The organism is Rhizobium etli 8C-3 (assembly GCF_001908375.1).
GTDB lineage: Bacteria > Pseudomonadota > Alphaproteobacteria > Rhizobiales > Rhizobiaceae > Rhizobium > Rhizobium etli_B.
In genome coordinates, this window is the sequence record NZ_CP017241.1 from 782,120 (window position 1) to 804,019 (window position 21,900).

18 protein-coding genes and 2 pseudogenes are annotated in these 21,900 nt (G+C 61.2%); 8 read left to right on the forward strand and 12 right to left on the reverse strand.

Going from position 1 to position 21,900, the window contains the following annotated elements:
- Window positions 1-24: 24 nt before the first annotated feature.
- From pepT to AM571_RS03990, 5 genes and pseudogenes are all read right to left on the reverse strand, one after another.
- A complete protein-coding gene (pepT, locus tag AM571_RS03970; protein WP_074060285.1) occupies window positions 25-1,257 on the reverse strand; it encodes a peptidase T in 1,233 nt (410 codons plus the stop codon).
- 301 nt (window positions 1,258-1,558) lie between these two features.
- Complete coding sequence (locus AM571_RS03975; RefSeq protein WP_074060286.1) at window positions 1,559-2,617, reverse strand: adenylate/guanylate cyclase domain-containing protein; 1,059 nt, start codon at window positions 2,615-2,617, stop codon at window positions 1,559-1,561.
- Window positions 2,618-2,838: 221 nt separating this feature from the next.
- Window positions 2,839-3,288 (reverse strand): SRPBCC family protein, encoded by a 450-nt coding sequence (locus tag AM571_RS03980; protein WP_022717253.1) that lies wholly within the window; start codon window positions 3,286-3,288, stop codon window positions 2,839-2,841.
- 239 nt (window positions 3,289-3,527) lie between these two features.
- A pseudogene (locus AM571_RS03985) lies at window positions 3,528-3,764 on the reverse strand (hypothetical protein); the annotation flags it as partial.
- A complete protein-coding gene (locus AM571_RS03990) occupies window positions 3,745-4,581 on the reverse strand; it encodes a DUF899 domain-containing protein (RefSeq protein WP_074060288.1) in 837 nt (278 codons plus the stop codon). The gene AM571_RS03990 and the pseudogene AM571_RS03985, both read right to left, overlap by 20 nt.
- A gap of 122 nt (window positions 4,582-4,703) precedes the next feature.
- Between AM571_RS03990 and AM571_RS03995 the strand changes: the two genes are divergently transcribed.
- Both AM571_RS03995 and AM571_RS04000 read left to right on the forward strand, forming a co-directional pair.
- Entirely contained in the window at window positions 4,704-5,924 is a 1,221-nt protein-coding gene (locus tag AM571_RS03995; RefSeq protein WP_074060289.1) for a helix-turn-helix domain-containing protein, read from the forward strand.
- Window positions 5,925-5,972: 48 nt separating this feature from the next.
- Window positions 5,973-6,614, forward strand: a complete 642-nt coding sequence (locus tag AM571_RS04000) for a PQQ-binding-like beta-propeller repeat protein (RefSeq protein ID WP_074060290.1) — start codon at window positions 5,973-5,975, stop codon at window positions 6,612-6,614.
- 181 nt (window positions 6,615-6,795) lie between these two features.
- On the opposite strand, the gene AM571_RS04005 is transcribed toward AM571_RS04000, so the two are convergent.
- The 5 genes and pseudogenes from AM571_RS04005 to AM571_RS04025 form a co-directional block, all read right to left on the reverse strand.
- On the reverse strand, window positions 6,796-7,842 hold the full coding sequence (locus AM571_RS04005; protein ID WP_074060291.1) for an adenylate/guanylate cyclase domain-containing protein: 1,047 nt from the start codon (window positions 7,840-7,842) through the stop codon (window positions 6,796-6,798).
- Window positions 7,839-8,216 carry a response regulator gene (locus AM571_RS04010; protein WP_074060292.1) on the reverse strand — a complete coding sequence of 126 codons (378 nt, stop codon included), beginning with the start codon at window positions 8,214-8,216 and terminating at the stop codon, window positions 7,839-7,841. The genes AM571_RS04005 and AM571_RS04010 overlap by 4 nt, the downstream gene beginning before the upstream one ends.
- On the reverse strand, window positions 8,209-9,729 hold the full coding sequence (locus tag AM571_RS37240; protein WP_420493377.1) for a hybrid sensor histidine kinase/response regulator: 1,521 nt from the start codon (window positions 9,727-9,729) through the stop codon (window positions 8,209-8,211). The genes AM571_RS04010 and AM571_RS37240 overlap by 8 nt, the downstream gene beginning before the upstream one ends.
- Before the next feature lie 3 nt (window positions 9,730-9,732).
- Window positions 9,733-11,427, reverse strand: a pseudogene (locus AM571_RS37245) (PAS-domain containing protein); the annotation flags it as partial.
- Window positions 11,428-11,513: 86 nt separating this feature from the next.
- Complete coding sequence (locus AM571_RS04025) at window positions 11,514-12,608, reverse strand: branched-chain amino acid ABC transporter substrate-binding protein (RefSeq protein WP_074060295.1); 1,095 nt, start codon at window positions 12,606-12,608, stop codon at window positions 11,514-11,516.
- Between the two features lie 468 nt (window positions 12,609-13,076).
- Between AM571_RS04025 and AM571_RS04030 the strand changes: the two genes are divergently transcribed.
- Both AM571_RS04030 and AM571_RS04035 read left to right on the forward strand, forming a co-directional pair.
- Window positions 13,077-14,471 (forward strand): selenium-binding family protein, encoded by a 1,395-nt coding sequence (locus AM571_RS04030; RefSeq protein WP_074060296.1) that lies wholly within the window; start codon window positions 13,077-13,079, stop codon window positions 14,469-14,471.
- Window positions 14,472-14,500: 29 nt separating this feature from the next.
- Window positions 14,501-15,130: a hypothetical protein gene (locus AM571_RS04035; RefSeq protein WP_074060297.1), complete on the forward strand. Its 630-nt coding sequence runs from the start codon at window positions 14,501-14,503 to the stop codon at window positions 15,128-15,130.
- A gap of 1,100 nt (window positions 15,131-16,230) precedes the next feature.
- On the opposite strand, the gene AM571_RS04045 is transcribed toward AM571_RS04035, so the two are convergent.
- Together AM571_RS04045 and AM571_RS04050 are read right to left on the reverse strand one after the other, a co-directional pair.
- Window positions 16,231-16,734 (reverse strand): SRPBCC family protein, encoded by a 504-nt coding sequence (locus tag AM571_RS04045; protein WP_074060299.1) that lies wholly within the window; start codon window positions 16,732-16,734, stop codon window positions 16,231-16,233.
- The gene (locus AM571_RS04050; protein ID WP_074060300.1) at window positions 16,718-17,074 is read right to left on the reverse strand and encodes an ArsR/SmtB family transcription factor; all 357 of its coding nucleotides are present in this window, start codon (window positions 17,072-17,074) and stop codon (window positions 16,718-16,720) included. Before AM571_RS04050 ends, AM571_RS04045 begins: the two co-directional genes overlap by 17 nt.
- A gap of 485 nt (window positions 17,075-17,559) precedes the next feature.
- Between AM571_RS04050 and AM571_RS04055 the strand changes: the two genes are divergently transcribed.
- From AM571_RS04055 to AM571_RS04070, 4 genes are all read left to right on the forward strand, one after another.
- Window positions 17,560-18,330 (forward strand): FadR/GntR family transcriptional regulator, encoded by a 771-nt coding sequence (locus AM571_RS04055; RefSeq protein WP_074060301.1) that lies wholly within the window; start codon window positions 17,560-17,562, stop codon window positions 18,328-18,330.
- 63 nt (window positions 18,331-18,393) lie between these two features.
- Window positions 18,394-19,299, forward strand: a complete 906-nt coding sequence (gene kdgD, locus AM571_RS04060) for a 5-dehydro-4-deoxyglucarate dehydratase (protein WP_074060302.1) — start codon at window positions 18,394-18,396, stop codon at window positions 19,297-19,299.
- An 88-nt stretch (window positions 19,300-19,387) separates the two neighbouring features.
- The gene (locus AM571_RS04065) at window positions 19,388-20,896 is read left to right on the forward strand and encodes an ABC transporter substrate-binding protein (RefSeq protein WP_081377027.1); all 1,509 of its coding nucleotides are present in this window, start codon (window positions 19,388-19,390) and stop codon (window positions 20,894-20,896) included.
- Between the two features lie 79 nt (window positions 20,897-20,975).
- Window positions 20,976-21,890, forward strand: coding sequence for an ABC transporter permease (locus tag AM571_RS04070; protein ID WP_074063060.1), 915 nt, complete (start codon window positions 20,976-20,978; stop codon window positions 21,888-21,890).
- The last annotated feature ends 10 nt before the right edge of the window (window positions 21,891-21,900 follow it).

Below are 21,900 nucleotides of genomic sequence, written 5' to 3' on the forward strand. Positions count from 1 at the left end.
GAGAGGAATACGCGCTTAAGCGGCTTAAGCGCGCTCTTCCCAGATTTTCGCGAGCTCGACGATCGTCTTGACCGCTTTTTCCATATCTTGTCGGCTGACCCATTCGAGCGGCGAATGGAAGGCGTGGCCGCCTGCGAAGATATTGGGGCAGGGCAGGTTCATGAACGAAAGCCGCGAACCGTCCGTCCCGCCCCGGATGCTGCCGCGCACTGGCTCCATTCCGGCGCGCCGGATTGCCTCGACGGCGTTTTGGATGATTTCCGGATGGCGGTCGAGGATGGCCTTCATGTTGCGGTACTGCGGCTTGACCCTGAAGCCGTAGGAGGAGCCCGGATAGTCCGCCATCACCTCTTGTACGATCCTCTCCAGAATCGCTTCCTTGGCTGCGAGGCCATCGTCATTGAAGTCACGTACGATCAGGTTGAGGGCTGCTTTTTCCATCGAGCCGGTGACGCCTGTGGGGTGGACGAAGCCCTCTCTGCCCTCGGTCGTCTCCGGTGCCACGTTCTTCGGCAACCGATTGATGATGGCGCCGGCGATCTTGATGGCATTTTCCATTTTTCCTTTGGCGAATCCGGGATGGATGGCCACACCTTGAATAGTGATCTCGACACCATCGGCGGAGAAGGTCTCGTCTTCGATATGGCCTGCCGTCTCGCCATCCATGGTGTAGGCGAACCGGGCCCCGAGCTTTTCAAGGTCGACCTTGTCGACGCCACGGCCGATTTCCTCGTCCGGCGTGAAGAGGATCTTGATCGTGCCGTGCTTGATATCCGGATTGTCGACCAGGATTTGCGCCGCCGTCATGATCTCGGCAATGCCGGCCTTGTCATCTGCCCCGAGCAGCGTCGTACCGTCGGTCGTGATGATGTCGTTGCCGATCTGGTCGTTGAGCGCCGGATGGTCAACGACGCGAATGATCTGCTGCCGATCGCCTGAAAGCCGAATGTCGCCGCCGCCGTAGTTCCGTACGATTTGCGGGGTGACATTCGTTCCGGTGAAGTCAGGTGCGGTATCCATATGCGAACAGAAGCAGATGACCGGCACCGGCTTGTCCGCATTGGAAGGAATGGTCGCATAGACATAGCCGTGCTCGTCGAGATGCGCATCCGAAAGCCCGATTGCCAGCAGTTCCTCGACCAGCAAACGGCCAAGTTTCTTCTGCTTTTCGGTGGAAGGCTGCGTTGACGAGGTGGGATCCGATTGCGTGTCAATAACGACATATCGAAGGAAGCGATCGGTAACAGTATCGGTCATAGGCTCAAGTCCAGTGCATGATCGTCAGCGATGGACTGCTGTAACCTTCATCGGCATTTCGGTGAAGGCCTTTTTTTCCTCGCGCCTGTGTCAGCGACGCGGGGCCAGGTCCTGTATGGCGAGCATCGATAAGGACTGCCTATATGCCATTCGCAAACCTGATCGCCGTTTCGGCCTGGTCGCCCGGCCGGTGACACGAGGCCGAAGCGGCACCCGTACCTTGGCAGTCAACCGCAATGTCCTCGTCAGTCCGATCTCTCAGTCGCGCATTCGATGTCCTTACCGGCCTGGACGGCAGGGCTCATTCCTCCGGCAGGGTGAAGACCGCGCAGGGATCAGCGATGCCGCGCAATGCGTGTTCGCCCAGGGGAATCAAGGCCGTTGCCGTCTCCTTGGCGACTGCGCCTGAGATGAGCACGGTGTGACCAAGGGGCTTGCAGAGCCCTTCGAGCCGGCTGACCAGGTTGACCGCGGGGCCGATGGCGGTAAAGTCCAACCGGTCGGCAGCGCCGATATTGCCCCATAACATCTCTCCGAAATGCAGCGCCATGCCGAAGGGTAGCGATGGCAGGCCCTGCGCCTGGCGCGTCGCATCGAGGTGAACCATGCCTGCGCGGGCGGCGGCGACTGCGCGCAGCGCCGCCTCGCAGGCCTCGCCCGGCGCGCCGGCGGCCGGAAAGATCGCCAGCACGCCGTCGCCGATGAACTTCAAAACTTCACCCCCGAAAGCATGCACCGCCCCGGTGACGCGGTCGAACCAGGCGTCAAGGGCGGCGATCATGACGGAGGGTTCTGTCGCTTCGGACAGTGCTGTGAAATCGCGCAGATCGGCGCACAGCAATGCGGCGCGGATGGTCTCGCCGGCACCGCGGCAGAGCGCGCCCGCCTGCACCTGCGCGGCGCTGCGCCGTCCGAGATAGGCTTCGAGCAGTGTTGCCAGGGCCGCACGTGCTGCCAGCGCAGCCAGGGGCGCGGCGGCAAAGCGCGAGGCCTGCTTCAGCCGGTCGGCCTCGGCAGGTTGGAATGGTCGGCATCCCGCCCAGCCCAGCACCGGGCTGTCCGGAGCCCGGCCGACCGCCTCCTCGTGCACGGGGCCAAGTCCGGCAAGCCAGCCGCGGCCGGCCTGACCGGGCGGCCCGCCGGCAAAGCCGAGCGCCTCGATCACGACCCCGGATTCGGCCCGCCATAACCAGGTGCGGCGGGCAATGATCGGATGCGGCACGGCAAGCGTCAGGGCTGCGCCGGCCAGTGGCAGGCCGTCGGCCAGCAACCGGCCGCCGAGCTCGGCTAGGAACAATTCGGGGTCGGATGAGGCGCCGGCCTCGTCGACCAGCCAGGCGAGGTGCGCGGGCAGATCCATGCCTCGATCATGCCACGGGGGCCGAAGCCTGTCATCCACGCCGTGGCGAGGGCCTGTCAGTCTGCCCTGTGTCGGAGGACATTCCCGACAGGCCCGTCATCGAGGCGATGCCCCGGACGAAGCTACCTGCCGGTGTCGCAACAACTGCTTCGTCAAGGCCATGTGTTGCGCAGGCTGGCCGTGCCTGACTTCGCAAAAGGCGTGCGTTTCGGAAGCGAAGTTCAGTCGTATCTGCCATGCATCGGATCCGGGCCCGGGTCGCGTCCGGCTGCCACCTCGACTAGCCGACCGAGGTAGTGAGCCCAGCCTTCCGCATGACCGGCACATTGTTCGGCATTCGGCAGGCCAGTGTGGGTCAGGCGCAGCAGCGTGCCGTCCGGCTGCTCGATCAGGTCGATCTCGACCAGGCTCGACCCCGGCGGCACGATTTCGCTGCCGTCCCAGCCGAAGCTGTAGGCCAGACGGTGCACCGGCACCACCTCGCGAAAGGAACCGCGGGCGAAGCGAGCGCCGGTGACGTTGACCAGATAGATCCCCCCAGGCTGCGGCTCGATCTCCGCCTCGGTACCCATCCAGCGCAGGATTTTCTCTGGATCTGTCAACAGGGCAAACACCGCCGAGGGCGGCGCCGGGATATGCGTTTCGCGACGAACGACAAGGGCCTCTTGCATTGGTCTCTCCTGTGGTTGCTATTGCCTGCCTCGCATGAGGCGCAGAATGGCCGGGAGTCCCGCGTGGCCTAGACAGCATTTAGGCAACTGCTCACTCGCAACAAGGGCGCCATCGCTTCCAGGCGATGAGCAGATCAAGGCGCGCCTTCCGCAACTGCTCGTGCGAAATGACTTGATTCTCCATGGTTGTTGTCCGGTTCGTCGGTGTGTTGTTGGGCCAAAGCCGGATCGGGACGGCAGGCTCGCCGGCTGGAGATCAGCTTCAGCCAGGGCGACAGATGGAAGGCGCTCATCAGAAAGTACATCGGGATCATTCCGGTCAGCGGCGATGTATGAGACGCGGTAGAGCATATCATGTCCGAACCGCCGGAGACCGCGGTCAACAGCGCCATGACCGCGAAGGTCGGCGCCGCCGCAAGGGATAGCCAATCGGCGGCGCCGGAGGAGCCCAAGGTTTCACGCTGAGCAGCAATCATCGTTGCGGCCCCCCCGGCGAGATTCCGTTTCGTACTTGTCGTGGTGGCGCCACCACACGCCGTGCTCGTTGCGCCCCATAGGAGCACGGTCGAGCCATTGGTACATACCCCACAGACCGTCCAGACCGCGCGCATAGCTGGAATAGCTATGGTAGACGATGCCATCGTCGAGCACGAAGGCACTGAGGCCCGGCCTGTCGCGCGTATATGTGGCAACGTCGGTTCCCGTCATGGCTGCGATCTGCGCGACCGGCGCCTCGCTGCCACGCACCTGCCATTCCTGAACCGGTTTTTCAGCGAGCCGCTCAGGTGCCGGCGGCTCGCGGCGGAAATTGTAATCTATGCTGCCCTCGCGCTGCTCTTCTTCAGTGAACCAGACGCTGAAGTCACGATTGAAATCGCCGCCGTTCGACGAGGCCCAGGGAAAAGTCCAGCCCATCCGCCGCTTGAATCCCTGCAGCCTTGCAAGCGGTGCGCGCGAGACCGCCGAGAAGGCGACATCGTGGTTCTCCAGATGGACCACGATGCCGTTGAATCCATCGGCGATCGACGAGCAGGAGGGGCATCCGGCCGTATAGTCGGGGCCGAACATGAAGTGATAGACGAGAAGCTGCGAGCGGCCCTTGAATAGATCCGCCAGCTTGGCGCTGCCTTCTTCGGTCTCGAACCGGTATTCCTTGTCGATCCGAACCCAGGGTAATTCCTGACGCCGCAACGCCAGTGCGTCGCTGCGCCGGGTCAGCTCCTTCTCATCCTCGAGCAGGTCGAGCCGTGCCGACAACCACTCCTGACGTGTTCCTGTTACGTGTGCCGTCATCCTTTTTGCTCCTTTGGCTGTCTGTCGCCGTCTCATTTTCGGGGCGGCGTGTTGCTTGCTGGTCACGAATAGACTAGGGCCGGATATCGAATGGTGGGAGTTACAAGTGTGACGGGATTCCGATGGACTCGCTGATCACTGCTGCGGCACGCGCCCTTGCCGCGGGTGATCCCCTTGGCGCATTGAAGCGGGTCGCGCTTCGCGGCGACGCGCCGGCGCTTGCGCTCAGGGGTATTGCGATGGCGCAACTCGGCGATCTCGGCCGGGCCACGGCTCTGCTCAGGAGTGCGGCGCGTGCCTTCGGCCGCAAGGAGGCGGTGGCCCGCGCAAGGTGTGTCGTCGCCCAGGCCGAAATCGCCCTCGTCTCGCGCGACCTCACCTGGCCTGCGAAGGCGCTCGACGCAGCGCGGGCGACTCTCGAAGCCCATGGCGACCGCATCAATGCCGCACATGCACGGAATGTGGAGATCCGGCGCCTGCTCCTGATTGGCCGCCTCGACGAGGCAGAGAGTAAGCTGGCGGTGCTCGATTCAACGCCGCTCCCGCCCGCGTCGAAGGCCGCCCATGAGTTGGTTGTTGCCGGGATCGCCATTCGGCGTCTTCAAACGAAAGCGGCGCGCGAGGCTCTCACGCGGGCCAGACACGCCGCGAGCGAGGCAGACATTCCTGCACTCACCGCGGAGGTAGAACGAGCCTTTCTCCTCCTGGTAACACCTGCGGCGCGCCTGATTGCGCGTGGTGAGGAACGTCTGCTCCTACTCGAGGAGATCGAAGCGCTGCCGGGGTCCGGTGCGCTTGTTGTGGACGCATGCCGGAATATCGTGCGGGACGAGCGGCTGGCCGTCCCGCTCGCGTCGCGCCCGGTATTGTTCGCACTCGCCCGTGCGCTGGGCGAAGCCTGGCCTGGCGACGTTCCGAGGGCCATCCTCGTCGCCCGCGCCTTCCGGGCAAGACATGCCGATGAATCCCATCGCGCGCGGCTGAGGGTCGAGATCGGGCGGCTTCGCGCCGCAATCCGGACCCTTGCCGATGTGAAGGCGACGAAGCGAGGCTTTGCGTTGATGCCGCGCCGCGCTCGCGAGATCGCTGTACTGGCGCCGCCCGTCGAAGAACAGCATCCGGCGGTGCTTGCCTTTCTTGCTGACGGCGAGTCATGGTCGAGCTCAGCACTTGCGATTGCGCTCGGCGCAAGCCCGCGCACGGTACAGCGAGCGCTCGAGCAGCTTGCCGCAGCAGGCAAGGTGCAGTCTTATGGCCGTGGACGGGCGCGTCGCTGGATGACCCCTCCGGTGCCGGGATTCCCGACAATCTTGTTACTCCCCGGTCCGCTGCCGGGTGATTAAGGTCAGGTCCTGAGCCGAGTTGGAAACCTGGAAAGACAGGGTGGAATCATGAAGAAATCCGCAGCCGAAATTCTCCGCGAATATGGACCTTTTCCGGGTGCCGAGCAGGTGCATGGCGTCACTTTTGACGGCCGGCACGTCTGGTTTGCGTCCGGAGACAGGCTGAACGCCCTCGACCCCTCGAGCGGACAGACCGTTCGCTCCATTGACGTTGCCGCGCACGCAGGGACCGCCTTCGACGGAAAGCATCTGTTTCAGATTGCCGAGGACCGAATCCAGAAGATCGATCCGAAGACCGGCCACGTGGTCGCCACGATCCCGACGCCCGGCGGCGGCGACTCTGGCCTTGCCTGGGCCGAGGGCACGCTGTGGGTGGGGCAATACCGGGACCGCAAGATCCATCAGATTGATCCTGAGACAGGAGCAATTCTCCGTACCATCGAGTCCAGCCGCTTCGTCACGGGTGTCACCTGGGTCGACGGCGAACTCTGGCACGCCACCTGGGAAGGTGACGAGAGCGAGATCAGGCAAATCGATCATGAAACGGGAGAGGTCCTCGAAGTGCTCGCCATGCCTGCCGGTGTGAGTGTCTCCGGGCTCGAATCCGATGGCGGCGATCAGCTCTTCTGCGGCGGCGGAAGCAGCGGTAAGGTGCGGGCCATCCGCCGGCCGAGACGCGAGTCGCGGTGACGAAGACATAAGCCGATCTGATCGCGAATGGTCGACCGGCCTCGCGGACAACGGCGATCACTCTCGCTTCCGGCGCCAAATTTGCACCTTCAGCGTCTTGTCGCTGCTGCAAACGAAGCGTCGTCTCAGCCTGGCAAGACGAGCCGCATGTCAATGCTGTGGCTAGAGTTGTTCCGGTCCCTCAACGAAAAGCCTGGCATTCGATCAGTTCAATCCGACCCTTGCCCTTGATGTCTACGAAGCCCAGTGAGCGCCCGCGACCCCGCTCGCGGATGCGATGCCACGTGGCGCCACTGGTCGCTACCGTCCCCGGGCTAGCATGGGCTGCGATCCGGGAGGCCATATTCACCGTGTCGCCCCACAGGTCGAACACGTATTGCCGCTGCCCGATGATTCCTGCCACAACTGGACCGAATTGAACGCCGACTCGTACCTCCCATTTGGGCTCGATGCGGTGTGATGCCGCCACCATGTCGAGCCCGCATTGCAGGCTGGCAAAAACAGGATCCGGCATGCGATCAAACAGGCCGGCCGTAGCCATAAAGGCGTCGCCGATAGTCTTGATCTTCTCCATCCCATGCTGACGCACGATCCGTTCATATTCACCGATCAGCGCCTGAAGATCCTCCACCACTTTCTCCGGCGGATTCTCGTCGCAATAGGCTGTGAAGCCGACGATATCACAAAATAGCACCGCGACTTCGTTGTATCGGCGAGGCCGGACCTCATTGGTCGCTTTGAGCTCGCGCACCGCGCCGGCGGGTAGGATGGCGTACAGAAGCTCGTCGGCTCGGCGCTTCTCGTTTTCGATTTGCTGCATGTATACCGCCTCTTGGTCGCGCAGCCGCTTCTTTTCCAGGCACGCGGCCACGCGGGCGCGCAGCAGAACCGCATTGAACGGTTTGGCCAGATAATCCTCGGCGCCGAGGCTGATGCAGCGCGCAACACTGTCGATCTCATCGACCGCCGATATCATGACAACCGGAATGTTGCGCAGCGTTGTGTCGGCCTTCAGGTGCTCGAGCACCTGGTAGCCGTCCATTTCCGGCATCGTGATGTCGAGCAGCACGAGGTCGAATGGTCTCGTTGCCAGCATTTCGAGCCCCTCCCGGCCATTGCTGGCGCATGCGACGTTCCGGTAGCCTTCTCGCTTCAACCGCTCGGTCAGCGTAAAGCGGTTGTCCTCGTTATCATCAACGACGAGCAGGGCAGGTCCAGCCTCAATCATGGCATCGACTCCCTTGGGAGCAGGGCCCTGATCTTTCCAAGCAGGCGCGCGAAGTCGACAGGCTTGGTATCGAAGTCATCGCACCCGGCTGCCAGTGCTGCTTCGCGGTCGCCAGCCATCGCATGCGACGAGAGTGCGATTACAGGAATACCCCGCGTCTCAGCCAATGCCTTGAGACGCCTTGTCGCCTCCCAGCCGTCGAGGACGGGAAGGCTCAAGTCCATCAGGATTAGGGCCGGCGCATCCGATCGTGCACGCGCCAGGCCCTGATCGCCATCGGTGGCGACGATTACCTCGTAGCCTTTGCGCCTAAGCCGCGCGGACAACATGTAGATGTTGTCCTCGTTGTCCTCGACATAGAGAATCCTAACCATCGTGGCGATCCTCGTCAGGCGAACTTCTTTTGACAATGTATCGTGCAACCATCTTGCGCAATTCCTCCAGAAGCTCGTTGCGGCTGAAGGCGCTCTTGGCGAGCACGCGCTCGACGCCACCGTTCAGGCGCCGGTGGTCTTCCTCGCCAAGGGTCGCCGCCGTAACGACCACGACCGGCACCGCCTTGAAGGCTGGCTTCTTTCGCAATTCGACAAGGAACTCGAAGCCGTCCATCTCCGGCATGATGAGGTCGAGAATGATCAGGTCCGCAGGCGCGCCGATGAGCCGTTCCAGCGCGACCCGGCCATTTCCGGCCTCGTCCACATCGCAACCCTCAGTACTCAATATGCGACGCCATTGCTGCCGCGTGTTCTCATCATCTTCGACGATCAGAACTCGAAGCGCCGGGTTTGGCGCGCCCGACCAGAATTTGGCGATCAGTTTCCGGAGCGTGTCGCGGTCGATCGGCTTTATCAAGTAGTCGGCGGCACCGAGCGAATACCCCCGATTCCTGTTATCGGCCATGGTGAGCATCACCACGGGGATACTCGCGAGCTCAGGATCCGCCTTCAGTTCCTGCAGGACGCTCCAGCCGTCGCAACCCGGCATCAGCACGTCAAGGGTGATGAGCGAGGGTTTCACCTGCCGGGCCAGATCAAGACCTTCGGCACCGTCCCTGGCCGTTACGACATCGCAACCCTCGCGCGCGAGGAACCAGCGCATCTGGTCCCGCACCGCCTTATCGTCATCAACGACGAGGACGACGTTCGTGGCGAGGCGAACAGGATCATCAGAGGCAAGTCCGGTGTCAGGGGCCGGCAGCCCTTCTAGCGTGGGACTTAGCTCGATTGCCGATGGCAGCCACACCGTGAACTTGGTACCGGCGCCGGGAGTGCTGTCGACAGTTATCTGCCCATCCATCGCGCGGCATAGGCGTTGGCTGATGGCAAGCCCGAGCCCAGTGCCGCCGTACTTGCGGGTGGTAGAACTGTCGGCCTGACTGAACTCCTGGAACAGGTTCGTCATCTGCTGCGGCGTCATACCGATGCCGGTGTCGGCGACGGTAAATATCACGCCACCGCCTCCATTGGGCTTCGCGCAGGTCGCCTCAATCGTCACTTGGCCATTCTCGGTGAACTTGCAGGCGTTACTCAACAGGTTGAGGAGGATCTGACGCACCCGAAGCTGATCGGCGCGCATGCAGCCAATGTCATCCGGGCAGCGGACGATGATCCGGTTGCGGTTCTTCTGCGCAAGGGGCTGCGCGGTTGCCGCGGCATCTTGAACCATTCTTGCGACATCGAACTCCTCGATATGCAGTTCCAGGCGGCCGGCCTCGATCTTTGACAGATCGAGGACCTCATTGATGAGTTTGAGCAGGTGCTTGCCGGCGCGCGAGACGCGTTGAAGGGGTTCGACCAGTTCGCCTTGACCGGCTTCGCTGGCATCTTCCTCAAGCATTTCGGTAATGCCCAGGATGGCGTTCAGCGGCGTGCGCAACTCGTGGCTCATGCTTGCAAGGAACTTGCTCTTGGCCTGTGTCGCCGCCATGGCCGCGTCGCGGGCGATCTCGAGCTCCGTTTCATGCCTCTTAAGATTGCTGATATCGGTGTAGACCGCGACCGTGCCGCCGCCGGTAATGCGCCGCTCGTTGACCTGGACCCAGTGGTCATGACTGCGATGTTGAACCAGCGTCTGTTTAGGGTTGCGGTGTGCCTCAAGCCGCGCGGCGAGCCACTCCTCCTCCCGACCTTTGGCATCCTCGACGAGGCCCTGTTTGACGGCTTTACGGACAATCGTCTCAAATTGCGCACCCGGCACGACGGCATCGGCTATGCCGGGATAGAGGATTTCCCGGTAGCGGCTGTTGCACAGAACAAGCCGGTCCTCGGCATCGTAAAGGGCGAAACCCTCGGAGATGCTCTCGATTGCATCGACGAGTCGCTGGCGCGCTTCGGCGATCTCGCGCAGGTTTTTTTCCTTGACCTCGACTGCAGTGTCACGGAACAGCGCAAGCGCCTTGGTCATGCGACCGATCTCGTCGCGGCCCATGGCCGGCAGCGGTGCCCGAAGATTGCCGCCGGCGATGGCAAGCATGCTTTGGCTCAGACCCGACAAGCGGGCAAGAAGATTGCGGTCGACATACAACCATACGATCAGAACTGAACTCAGGAGGCTCAGGACGGCTGAGCCAAGAACAACACCGGTGCCGTAGCGCTGGACGGTCGCAGCTTCACGGCCGGCCTCGGTGATGTCGCGGTTGGCCGCAGCTACCAAGCGATCCACGGCAACGGTCAAATTATGCGAGAGCTGAGCGTTCTCCACCAAAAGCTTGCCGCCGTTTGCGAGTAATGCGAGCTCATCCTCACGCGCTTGTGCAATGCTCTTCGGTCCGTCGATCAGCCCTTTGAACTCGGCGACGCGCTGGCGGAACCGCGTCTGCAGCTTCTCATCGATCTCCGATGTCACCGCCGCAAGCGCCTCGACCGAGCGACGCAGCGGAAACGACATCAGCACCAGGTCGCCGGGCGTCGGCGCAACCGCCGTTTTAAGCAGGGCTTCGTTGATCGCCGAAATCTCCCGTTGTGCCTTCTGTTGTGGAATGTAGGCGGAAATTGCCTGCGCAAGCTCTGTCGTAGCCGCCGCTCGCGCTTCCGGTGGCACGGTGGCATCCGCCACGGTTATCTTCCATTGGGGAACCTTGGAGTTCATCACGAGGATGGCGGGTGCCACAAGGCGCTCGCTTGCGATTGTCGTAGTCGACAAACGGCTCAGTAGTTCCTCTTTGCGCGCAACCACACCGAGGCGCGCGGCGACAAGATCGTTAAGAGCTTTGAGATTGCGCCCCAGGCCAATCACCGCGGCTTCGATCTCAGCCACGGCCGCCGTATTTGCCGCGGTGCCTTTGAGCGCGGCTAGCAATTCTTCGAGGCGGGACATCTCCACTGCGATTGCAGCCGAGACCTCGTTGTGCTGGACCGTGCTGGTCGTGGCAAGTACGGCCGGCGTAGTGGCGGCGACCCGTTCGGCTTGGCGCGAGAGCTCGAGCGATGCAAGCGCCGACGGGACCCGGCGTTCTGTGATCCTCTCGACGACCTCGCCCACTTGCAGGAAGGCATATACGGCTGCAGCGGTCGCGAGCACCGCAAAGGTGCTGATGCCAAAGAAAGCAAAGAGTAAGCGGCCACGTATGCCGAGACGGTCAAACATCGCGGCGACCCATCGTCCGGCTGATGTGGTCAACATTGCCCGCACAGTTTTTTTCTCGAATGCGATCCCCAGTGATTAGCGTTGGGCTATTGCAATGGCACGTATTCGCCATCCTTCCAGATATACCATACCCAGCTCTGAACCGTGAGGTCGCCTTTGTCGTCAAAGTCGATGCGTCCCAATACCGTATCAAACGAGTGGCCGCGCAATGAAGCAATCACCTCGCGCAACTCCAGCGAACCGGCTTCCTTGAGCGCCTGCGCCCAGGTCTGAACGGCCCCGTAGCTCAGCAGCGTATAGCCTGCGGGTTCGAAGTTCTCTGCCCGGAAGCGCTCCACCACCGGGCCCGCTTGGGGGGTTCGCCGTGGGTCCGCGGAAAACGTGAAGAGAGTTCCCTCAGCGGCTGGACCGGCGATCAGCGCAAATTCTTCGGTCGCCAGGGCGTCGCCTGAGATGAACTGGCCTGGGTAGCCTTGGTCGTGCGCAGCGCGAACCATCAGTGCAACTTCAGCATGATAGCCGCCGACATAGACCACGTCGACTTTTGCAGCCTTTAGTGCAGCAATTTCAATCGAATAGTCGTTCTTCGCGGGACTGTAGGCCTCGTAGATCGTGTCGGTTACGCCTCGCTTGTTCAATTGTTTTTTGGTCTCATCGGCAAGGCCCCTGCCATAGGTGGTGCCATCGTGAAGGATCGCAATCTTCTTGTTGCCCCAATGATCGGCAAGGTAGTTGCCGGCGACGACGCCTTGCGCATCGTCGCGACCAATGACGCGGAACACGTTGGCGCGGCCTTGTTCGGTCAGCAGCGGATTGGTCGACCCCGGCGAAATCTGCAGAACTCCCGCCGCCTCATACACCTTTGATGCCGGGATCGAGGCTCCAGAGCAGTAGTGGCCGACGACGAGAACGACACCGTCAGCCACGAGTTTTTTGGCAACGGCTACCGCTTGCTCTGGATCGCAGAAGTCGTCGACCGCGATGAGCCGCACCTGCTGGCCCAGAACGCCGCCCGCCGCATTGATATCGGCCACGGCCATCTCTGCGCCACGCTGCCCCTGCTCGCCGATCCATGCGAGCCGTCCGGTCATCGCGGCTGAGACGCCGATCAGCACCTCAGCGTGCGCGGAATAACCGACCACGGCTGCAAGCGCGAAAACTGCGACGGCGATGCGGTGCATGAAACAGCCTTCCGCCTTGATAGCAATCTTGGGCACGAGAGCGGTACCGCGACTGCGCAGCCGGGCGCCTCGGTCATTATGGGTCACTCGCGAGCCGCCGCGATCAGCTGTCTGCTATTCCAGCGGCGCCTTAGTGGCCATGTCTCGAAATATACCATGCGGCGCTGAGGAGTGATATGGCCTTTGGTGTCGATGGCACTGAGGTGGGCGCGGCTTGCATAAAGCAATGAAGGGGAAGCCGCGAAGAGGGGGCGGCAAAAAAGGACTGCCCAAACCCGCCATTATCTGAGACAATTACGCGGGGAGGATTACCTCTACAGCTCGCCCAGCCGCAGAGGGCGGTTTCGAACCTGTATTCCGTCGAGACATCCTTGGATCCTGCCCCGTCCGCAGCGATGAGTCGGCTGTCGGCAAGCATCTAGCGAACATTTTCCATTGTTCAGCAAACGCGAGCCAGGAGCACTTCACATGGTAACGTGGAAACCCGATCCGAGCTTTTATCCGTCACCGCGAATGGCTATGAAGGCTGCACCGGAGACGCTTGCCTACGTCGTTGCCTTCGATCCGACGCGAGCAGTTCCCGACGAACTCGCGGTCGTCGATGTCGATCCTCGATCGGCCACCTATAGTCAGATCGTCACATCCCTCCCGATGCCCAATGTCGGTGACGAGTTGCATCATTTCGGCTGGAACGCCTGTTCATCCTGCCTTTGCCCGAATGCGCCGCATCCGCATGCAGAACGCCGCTATCTGGTGGTGCCGGGATTGAAATCCTCGCGTATCCATATCATCGACACCAAGCCCGATGGCCGCAGGCCATCGCTCTTCAAGGTCATCGAACCCGGCGAAGTCGCCGAGCGGGCCGGCTACTCCAGGCCGCATACTGTTCACTGCGGACCAGAAGGGATCTATGTTGCAGCACTCGGCAACGCCGAAGGTAAGGGACCGGGCGGAATTCTCCTCATGGATCACGAGACATTCGAGGTGCGCGGCCAGTGGGAAATGGATCGAGGTCCGCAACAGCTTTCCTATGACGTCTGGTGGCATCTCGGCCACGATACACTCGTCACCAGCGAGTGGGGCACGCCGGATACGTTCGAAAACGGCCTGATCCCGGAAGTCCTGCTCGGTGCGAAATACGGCCGCCGTCTGCACTTTTGGGATTTGCATAAGCGCAAGCACCTGCAGACGATCGATTTCGGTGACAAGTATCAGCTCGTATTCGAGCTCAGACCCGCGCATGACCCGACAAAGGCCTATGGTTTTGTCAATTGCGTTGTCAGTCTTGAGGACCTCTCCTCCTCGATATGGGTCTGGCACCGTGACGGAACCCAGTGGGCGGTGACAAAGGTGATCGACATTCCGGCGGAGCCCGCCGATCCAGACCTGTTGCCGCCGATGCTGAAGGGTTTCAGTGCAGTACCACCACTCGTCACCGACATAGACCTTTCGATGGATGACAGATTTCTCTACGTGTCGTGCTGGGGAACCGGTGACCTGCATCAGTACGATGTTTCAGATCCGTTCAAGCCAAAGCTGACAGGCAAGGTTCGGATCGGCGGCATCGTTTCGCGTGCGTCACATTCAGGAGCGAAGAATGGTGCGCTGAATGGCGGCCCGCAGATGGTCGAGATCAGTCGCGATGGACGCCGTATCTATTTCACCAACTCTCTCTACGGTGCGATCGACGAGCAGTTCTATCCCGATGGCATCTCGGGCTGGATGGTGAAGCTTGACGCGGAGCCTGACGGAGGCATTGCATTCGACGAGAAATTCTTCGTCGAATGGCCAAAATCACATCGCCCGCATCAGGTCCGCCTCCAGGGTGGGGATTGTTCATCAGATTCGTATTGTTATCCGTAAGGAGCAAAGGTTGGCCACAAGAGGCGCCCATGAACGAAATCTGGCCGTGGATTTTGCTGGCAGGACTAGGAGCCTTTCATGGTCTCAACCCTGCGATGGGATGGCTGTTTGCCGTGGCGCTTGGAGTTCACAGGCAGAGTTCTGCCGCCGTGGTCCAGGCAGTGCCCGCCATCGCCGTCGGACACGCCGTGTCGATCGCACTGGTGGCTGGAGTTCTGGTCGCAGCCGGGCTCTTCGTCGACCAGGATCGCGTACGCGCGGCGGCTGGAGCCGGCCTCATCGGCTGGGCCGTCTGGCATCATTTCGTCGGGCACGGGCGTCGCGTTAGGATCGGCATGCGCACGGGGCTTGCCGGCCTGGCGTTGTGGTCGTTTCTGATGGCGACGGCCCACGGGGCCGGGCTGATGATCCTGCCAGCGTTGATACCACTTTGTCTTGCGGATTCACCATTGCGCGAAATGGGCGGGGACGAGTCGGCTGCCATTGCGATCGCCGCAGTCGGCGTCCATACACTTGCCATGTTGGCGGTTACAAGTCTTGTGGCTTTGGCGGTCTATCGTTGGATTGGGCTCGAGATATTGCGCAGCGCCTGGCTTAACGTGGATCTCGTATGGACGCTGGTACTGCTTGGCACCGGTTGCGTGCTGCTGATCGTCTAGCGAAGGCGAAAAAGATGCGCTGAAGTCCGGGAGCAATCCGTGCGTGTGCGTCGATCGAAGTCGCCCCGAAGGCCAAGAGGTGCAGATAACTCTACGCCATGGACACATTCTTCGCTTCGACGACGTGGGGATGATCAGACAGCCGATAGAAGCGCACGAGTGTGTGGTGATCGTGGCCTGCCGCTTGCTTTCAAAGCTTGTCGAAAGAACCTTTGAATTTCCGCTGGTTTCCGTCGCGAGCGACCGCGGATGCCACCTACTTCTCGCTGCTTGACGTCAAGATCATCCGATAGGCGCACTGCGGAGCGAAGTTTTCTCCGTTTAGGGTATGGATACTACAGCTTCTACTAATGCACGGCATCGGATACGATCATGGCGCCAATCTTCTGGGGGAAGGGCATGCGCAAGAGGCGTTATCATTCAAGGCCGCGGCGGAAGTCACTATTTGCTGAGGCTCCGGCGCTGTTCCTGTGTCTTGTAGTTGCTGGAGTTGCAGGCGTCTGTTCGATCGACGATCTGGCTTCTGCTCCTTCGCAATTGTAAAATGCCCCGCCAGTTGACCAGTTCGATGTCGAGACCCTGAGCCTTGAGCGGCTTGGTTTTCCGCCGCCGTGGTACAGCGCGGCGCTTGGCAATGCGCTCTATATTCTTGGCCGCTACGAGGACGCTGCAGCGGCGCTCAAGGAGCTCCCCAATCCGGGCCTGTTTACCTGCGCGCGCCTAGCCGCCTGCTACGCACAGGCCGGCAACACGAATGCAACCGAGACCGCGAGGGCGCAGCTACTGAAACTGTGCCCCGACTTCTCCACGGAGGATTTCGTCAGGCGAGGTTTGCTGCCGGAGCGTCCGGAGCAATTGGAACTGTTCCGCCAGGGCCTGCTGAAGGCGGGATTGCCCAAATGAGCCAGGGATGGGAACCGGAAAGATCGAGCCGTTGCGGTCTTTACCAACAGACGCCGCGAACAGCTGATTGGGCCCGAAACGGGCTGTCAATTGGTTGCGCGTGGAGGGCTGCTTTGCGCCCCCGCTCCGGCCAGAAAGGCCGGTGGAGTCACTTCCCAAGACAAGACGTTCCCTCAAGCCGAGTTTCCCGACCCGCGCTACTGGTCTATGCTGGAGAGCAATTCGTCGAGCTGCTCCAACTGCTCCGGCAATGCGGCCGCCGAGCCCTGTAGTGCTTCCTCAAGCGCCTCCTTGGACGGATAGACTTCGTGGAAATTCAGCAGTGTCCTCCCGCCTTGGTCCTTGAAGGTCACGGTCGTGATCGCACCCTCTTCGCCCTCGTCGTTGGTCCAGACGATGCGCTCGTTCGGCACCACCTCGAGATACTTGCCATAGAAGGCCATGGTGTCCGAACCGCCGGCTCCGAATTCCAGCCGGTATTTGCCGCCGGTACGGACGTCCATATCGCACGATACCAGCGAAACGCCGGATACCGATTTTGGCACCCACCAGCGCTGGAACAGCTCGGGCTGGCTCCACGCCCTGTAAACCGTGCTCGGCGGCGCATTGAATGTCCGCGTTACCACGAGTTCGCGATCCCCTCTGCGCTCGACTGACGTGCGGTTTGGCCCACTACTTGCACTGTTAACTTGCTGAGTCATCGCTTTCCTCCTGTTTCATTTCGCTGATGATTTCGTCCAATGCTTCGAAGCGGGCCTCGAAGAGCTTGCGATGCGCCTCGATCCACTCGGCCTCCGCCTTGAGGCCGCGTTTCCCAAGCTTGCAGGTTCTCACCCGTCCGACCTTCTGCGTGACGACGAGCCCCGCCCGCTCGAGAACCTGGACGTGCTTCTTCATGCCGGTCAGCGTCATCTGGAAGTTATCCGCGAGACTGGTGATCGACGCGTCCCCTCGCCCAAGCTGATCGATGATCCCGCGGCGGGTCGCATCGGACAGCGCCGCAAACGAGAGATCGAGGGGAGGATCTAGATACTGAACCATCTAGTTCAGTGTATAACCTGCTCGCGCAGGAAGCACAAGTATCCCGAACTTTCCATTGCAGTAGACCGGTCGTCCGGCGGCAGCAAAAAAATCGTCTGCTCGGGGTCAAAAGCGGACCTTAGAGCCGCTGATGAACGAATGTCAGAATTCAACGCCTGCTCCCGACACCACTCCGCCGGCTAACGGCCCCATTCCGGCGCGGCCAACCTCATGTGCAGGCTAAAGGATCTGACACGGGTGGACACTGCAACGAGAGGGTCGTTAGTTCCTTCAAGAGCAGAAAAATCACCAATGCTCCTCGCAGAATAACCGTCAAGCGCGATGAAATGCGGCCACCGGAGAAAAGCAGGCTTTTATGATCAAGACCGCCTGCTAGGACAAAATCTGGAAGCGCAGTCCCTCCAGGTGTGATGTCACGGAGTTGCGGCCGCCGGCCATTCGAAATAAGCTGCGGCATTCGTTGTGGTCATAAGATGAATTAGCAAATGAATACAGAAGATCGTAAGCCTGCACCGAGGCGCTCGCGTGGTCGGAGATCCTTATCAGCGGATGTTGAAGACGCACTTCGAGCGCAAATCGATGCCGGCTACTATGCGCCTGGAGACAAATTGCCCACCGAACCAGCCTTGATCGATAAGTTTGGGGTGAGCCGAACAGTCGTGCGCGAGGCGATTGCGGCTCTGCGTGCCGATGGACTCGTCGAGTCGAGGCAGGGCTCGGGCGTATTCGTGATCGGTCCACGGCAGGCCGATCCGGGGCTCCGGCTATTCACTGGCGAAACGGACAAGATCTCTGACATCATTGAAGAGCTGGAACTGCGCATTGGCATAGAAGTGGAGGCGGCCGGGCTGGCGGCCGTGCGGAGTGCTCCGGCCCAGGAAGCAGAGATTCAGGCGCAGGTGGAGCGGTTTTCCCGCTTGGTTGCGGAAGGAAAGCCGACGGACGAGGCGGACTTCCAGTTCCATTTGGCTATTGCGACGGCGACCAACAATGCCCGCTTCCGCACCTTCCTCGAGCATGTCGGGCGGCGCATGATCCCGCGCGTGAAGTTCCGCACGGTGATGGGGGGCGTGGATCCGCTGCCGAGCAGGGATGCTCCGATTCTCGATGAGCATCGGGAAATCGCCGAGGCCATCCTGGCGCGCGACCCTGATCGCGCGCGAGAGGCGATGCGGCGCCACCTTGTTACGGGCATCAAACGCTATCGCTCACTGACCGCGTGGGGTCAGGGACAAAAAAAAGATGACATTGATTGACTCGTCTCAAAAGTCATCATATGAATTGCCCCGTCTTAAGCTTGCTGCACGGGAGGAAATTCGTTGTCGCCTGAAGAAATCAAGTCGCGTGTCGCTTCGGGGCTGCTGTCCTTTCCTGTCACGCACTTCACGCCGGATCACCAGCTCAACCTGAACAGCTATCGCCACCATGTGGAGTGGCTGTCGGGCTTCGAGGCCGCCGCCCTGTTCGCCGCCGGCGGCACTGGTGAGTTCTTTTCGCTTTCGCCGTCCGAAGTGGGAGAAGTAACGAAGGCCGCCAAAGACGTGTCGGGTAATGTGCCGATCATAGCGGGCTGCGGCTACGGCACCTCGCTCGCAGTCGAGTCCGCGGCGATCGTGGAAAGGGCGGGTGCCGACGGTATTCTCCTGCTTCCGCACTATCTGACCGAGGCGCCGCAGGAAGGAATCTACGCGCATGTCAAGGCGGTCTGCGATTCCACGAGCCTGGGCGTCATTCTCTACAACCGAGCCAATTCCGTAGCCAATGCCGACACGGTCGCGCGCTTGGCGGATGCCTGTCCCAACCTGATCGGCTTCAAGGATGGCACCGGCAAGGTGGATCTGGTGCGCCACGTGACGGCCAAGCTTGGTGAGCGGCTGTGCTACATCGGTGGCATGCCGACACATGAACTCTTCGCCGAGGGTTTTAACGGCGTGGGAGTGACCACCTATTCCTCGGCGGTTTTCAACTTCGTGCCCGAACTGGCGCAACGCTTCTACCGAGCCATGCGTGCTGGTGACCGGGCGACGATGGAGAACATTCTTCACACCTTCTTCTTTCCCTTCGCGGCGCTTCGCGATCGCAAGGCAGGCTACCCCGTCTCCATCATCAAAGCAGGCGTCGATCTGGTCGGCTACACGCCGGGCCCCGTTCGTCCTCCGCTGGTCGACCTGACGGGCGAGGAGCGAGAAATGTTGCGCAGCCTGATTGAGGCAGCGCGCGGCTGACGGGAACGGTGGGCGGACGCCGAGAGAACGGCGCCGTTCTATGACGCAAATTCCAAACTTCATCGTTTCACTTTCGGGAGGAGTGCAAATGGCAATAAAATCAGTTCACATCGTCGCGGGCGCAATGTTCCTTTCGGGTTTGGCCGGCCACGCCACTGCTCAAAACGCGTCCGAAATTAATATCGTCCTGCCGGAGCAGCCGGCGAACCTCGAGCCCTGCGGCACCATTATCACCAATGTCGGCCAGATCCTGAGCCGCAATGTCGTCGAGCCGCTGACGGTCATCGATCCCGCAAACGGTCAGGCGACCCCCAGTCTCGCCACGCAATGGACGCAGACCGACCCGAACACGTGGCGGCTCAAGCTACGCGAAGGCGTGAAGTTCCAGGATGGCGCCGCATTCGACGCCGAAGCCGTCAAGTACTCGATCGAGCGCATGACAGGCGGCAAGGTGACCTGCAGCAATATCGCCAAATTCGGCGCCGCCAAGCTCACGGTGACAGTGGTCGATGACCTGACGGTGGAGATCAAGTCGGATAAGCCGCAGCCGATCCTGCCCACGCTACTCAGCGTGGTGATGGTCGTCTCTCCGAACACGCCAGCGGACAAGGCGGTCAACGATCCGATCGGGACCGGCCCTTTCAAGCTCGCTAGCTTCACGCCGCAGACGGTGGTGCTGGAAAGTTTCGACGGTTACTGGGGCAAGAAGCCGGCAATCACCAAGGCCAGCTATGTCTGGCGTCCGGAATCCTCGATCCGCGCCGCCATGGTCGAAACCGGAGAAGCCGACCTGACGCCGTCCATCGCGATCCAGGACGCGACCAATCCGGACACGGACTTCGCCTATCTCAACTCGGAAACGACTGCGATGCGCATCGATGCCGGGTTCGCTCCCCTTGATGATGTTCGTATTCGCAAGGCGCTCAACCTCGCAATCGACTGGGAGGGACTCGCTCAACTCTTCGGAGACGATGTCCAACGTGCGTCGCAAATGGTCGTCGTTGGCATCAACGGCCACGATGATAAGCTCGCGCCATGGACCTTCGACGCCGAGCAGGCGCGCGCGCTGATTGCCGAGGCAAAGGCAGCAGGCGTTCCGGTCGACACTGAAATCGAGCTCATCGGTCGCAACGGCATCTATCCGAACGGTACGGAAGCCATGGAAGCCATGATGGCCATGTGGCAGGATGTCGGCCTCAACGTGAAGCTCACCATGCTGGATGTGAACGACTGGCTGCGTTACCTGCAGAAGCCGTTCCCCGAAGGCCGTGGGCCGAACCTCCTGCAGATGATGCACGACAACAACAAGGGCGACGCCGCCTTCACCATTCCGATCTTTTACACCTCAGAGGGCAGCTATTCGACGGTAAGAGAGCCGGCGCTCGACAAGGAGATCGCCGATGCCATGGCGGCCACCGGAGAGGATCGCACGACCAGGTTCAAGGCGATCTTCAACAAGGTACATGACGAACTGGCCCTGGACATCCCGATGTTCCACATGATCGGTTACACCCGCGTTGGCACGCGTCTTGACTGGAAACCGGACATTACGACCAACAGCGAGATTCCGCTCGCAAATATCGGCATCAAGAATTGAGCCGCAATATGCCGGGCGAGCGTGGAAGATACCTTCTGCGCTCGCTTGAACTCCTAGGTGAAACCAGAGGTTCCGGATGATGCTCGGTTATATCGGCCGGCGCGCGTATCACAGCATCATATCGCTGATCGGTCTGCTGACACTCGTCTTCTTCCTCACGCGCCTGACGGGTGATCCCTCGGCGCTCTATCTGCCACTCGATTCCAGCCTCGAGGCGCGAGAAGCCTTCGCGCGACTCAACGGTCTGGACCAGCCTATCCACGTGCAGTTCCTGCAATACCTGCAGAACCTGCTGTCGTTGGATTTCGGTCAGTCGCTGCGCCAGAACCGGTCCGCCATCGACGTGGCGCTCGAAGCTTTTCCGGCCACGTTGAAACTCGCCTTCGTCGCAATGACACTGGCAACGGCGCTTGCCATCGTCGTCGGGGCCCTGGCCGCCGCACGGCCCGGCAGCCTGTTTGACCGTACCGCCGGCCTTGTGTCGCTGGCCGGCGCCAGCACGCCGGACTTCTGGATCGCGATCGTCGGCATTCTTGTCTTCGCCGTCGGGCTCGGAATTCTGCCCACCTCCGGCACGGGCACCGGCCTGCACTGGATCATGCCGATCGCAGTGCTGATGCTGCGCCCCTTCGGTCTTCTGGTGCAGGTGGTGCGCGGCACGATGATCTCGGCGCTCGCCTCGCCCTACATCAAGACCGCTCATGCAAAGGGCATGATGCGCCGCAAGATCATCTTCGGTCATGCCCTGAGAAATTCGCTGCTTCCGGTCATCACAGTCGCGGGAGATCTGGCCACGGGCCTGATAAACGGCGCCGTCGTCGTCGAAACCATCTTCGGTTGGCCGGGCATAGGCAAGCTGATGATCGATTCCATCATCCAGCGGGATTTCGCCGTCGTGCAGTCGACGATTCTCGTCACCGCCGTCGCCATCTTCATCGTCAACATCGCGATCGATCTGCTGTATGTCACGCTCGATCCGCGTATCCGGTATTGAGGGAGCGGAC

Coding starts and splice junctions, on each gene's coding strand:
- AM571_RS03975 (WP_074060286.1), bottom strand. CDS start 2,617: ATGGATCTGCCCGCGCACCTCGCCTGGCTGGTCGACGAGGCCGGCGCC.
- AM571_RS04050 (WP_074060300.1), bottom strand. CDS start 17,074: ATGGTTCAGTATCTAGATCCTCCCCTCGATCTCTCGTTTGCGGCGCTG.
- AM571_RS03995 (WP_074060289.1), top strand. CDS start 4,704: ATGGACTCGCTGATCACTGCTGCGGCACGCGCCCTTGCCGCGGGTGAT.
- AM571_RS04005 (WP_074060291.1), bottom strand. CDS start 7,842: ATGATTGAGGCTGGACCTGCCCTGCTCGTCGTTGATGATAACGAGGAC.
- AM571_RS04030 (WP_074060296.1), top strand. CDS start 13,077: ATGGTAACGTGGAAACCCGATCCGAGCTTTTATCCGTCACCGCGAATG.
- AM571_RS04000 (WP_074060290.1), top strand. CDS start 5,973: ATGAAGAAATCCGCAGCCGAAATTCTCCGCGAATATGGACCTTTTCCG.
- AM571_RS04010 (WP_074060292.1), bottom strand. CDS start 8,216: ATGGTTAGGATTCTCTATGTCGAGGACAACGAGGACAACATCTACATG.
- AM571_RS04045 (WP_074060299.1), bottom strand. CDS start 16,734: ATGACTCAGCAAGTTAACAGTGCAAGTAGTGGGCCAAACCGCACGTCA.
- AM571_RS04025 (WP_074060295.1), bottom strand. CDS start 12,608: ATGCACCGCATCGCCGTCGCAGTTTTCGCGCTTGCAGCCGTGGTCGGT.
- AM571_RS03990 (WP_074060288.1), bottom strand. CDS start 4,581: ATGACGGCACACGTAACAGGAACACGTCAGGAGTGGTTGTCGGCACGG.
- AM571_RS04070 (WP_074063060.1), top strand. CDS start 20,976: ATGCTCGGTTATATCGGCCGGCGCGCGTATCACAGCATCATATCGCTG.
- AM571_RS04035 (WP_074060297.1), top strand. CDS start 14,501: ATGAACGAAATCTGGCCGTGGATTTTGCTGGCAGGACTAGGAGCCTTT.
- AM571_RS04065 (WP_081377027.1), top strand. CDS start 19,388: ATGGCAATAAAATCAGTTCACATCGTCGCGGGCGCAATGTTCCTTTCG.
- pepT (WP_074060285.1), bottom strand. CDS start 1,257: ATGACCGATACTGTTACCGATCGCTTCCTTCGATATGTCGTTATTGAC.
- AM571_RS03980 (WP_022717253.1), bottom strand. CDS start 3,288: ATGCAAGAGGCCCTTGTCGTTCGTCGCGAAACGCATATCCCGGCGCCG.
- AM571_RS04055 (WP_074060301.1), top strand. CDS start 17,560: ATGAATACAGAAGATCGTAAGCCTGCACCGAGGCGCTCGCGTGGTCGG.
- AM571_RS37240 (WP_420493377.1), bottom strand. CDS start 9,729: ATGAGCCACGAGTTGCGCACGCCGCTGAACGCCATCCTGGGCATTACC.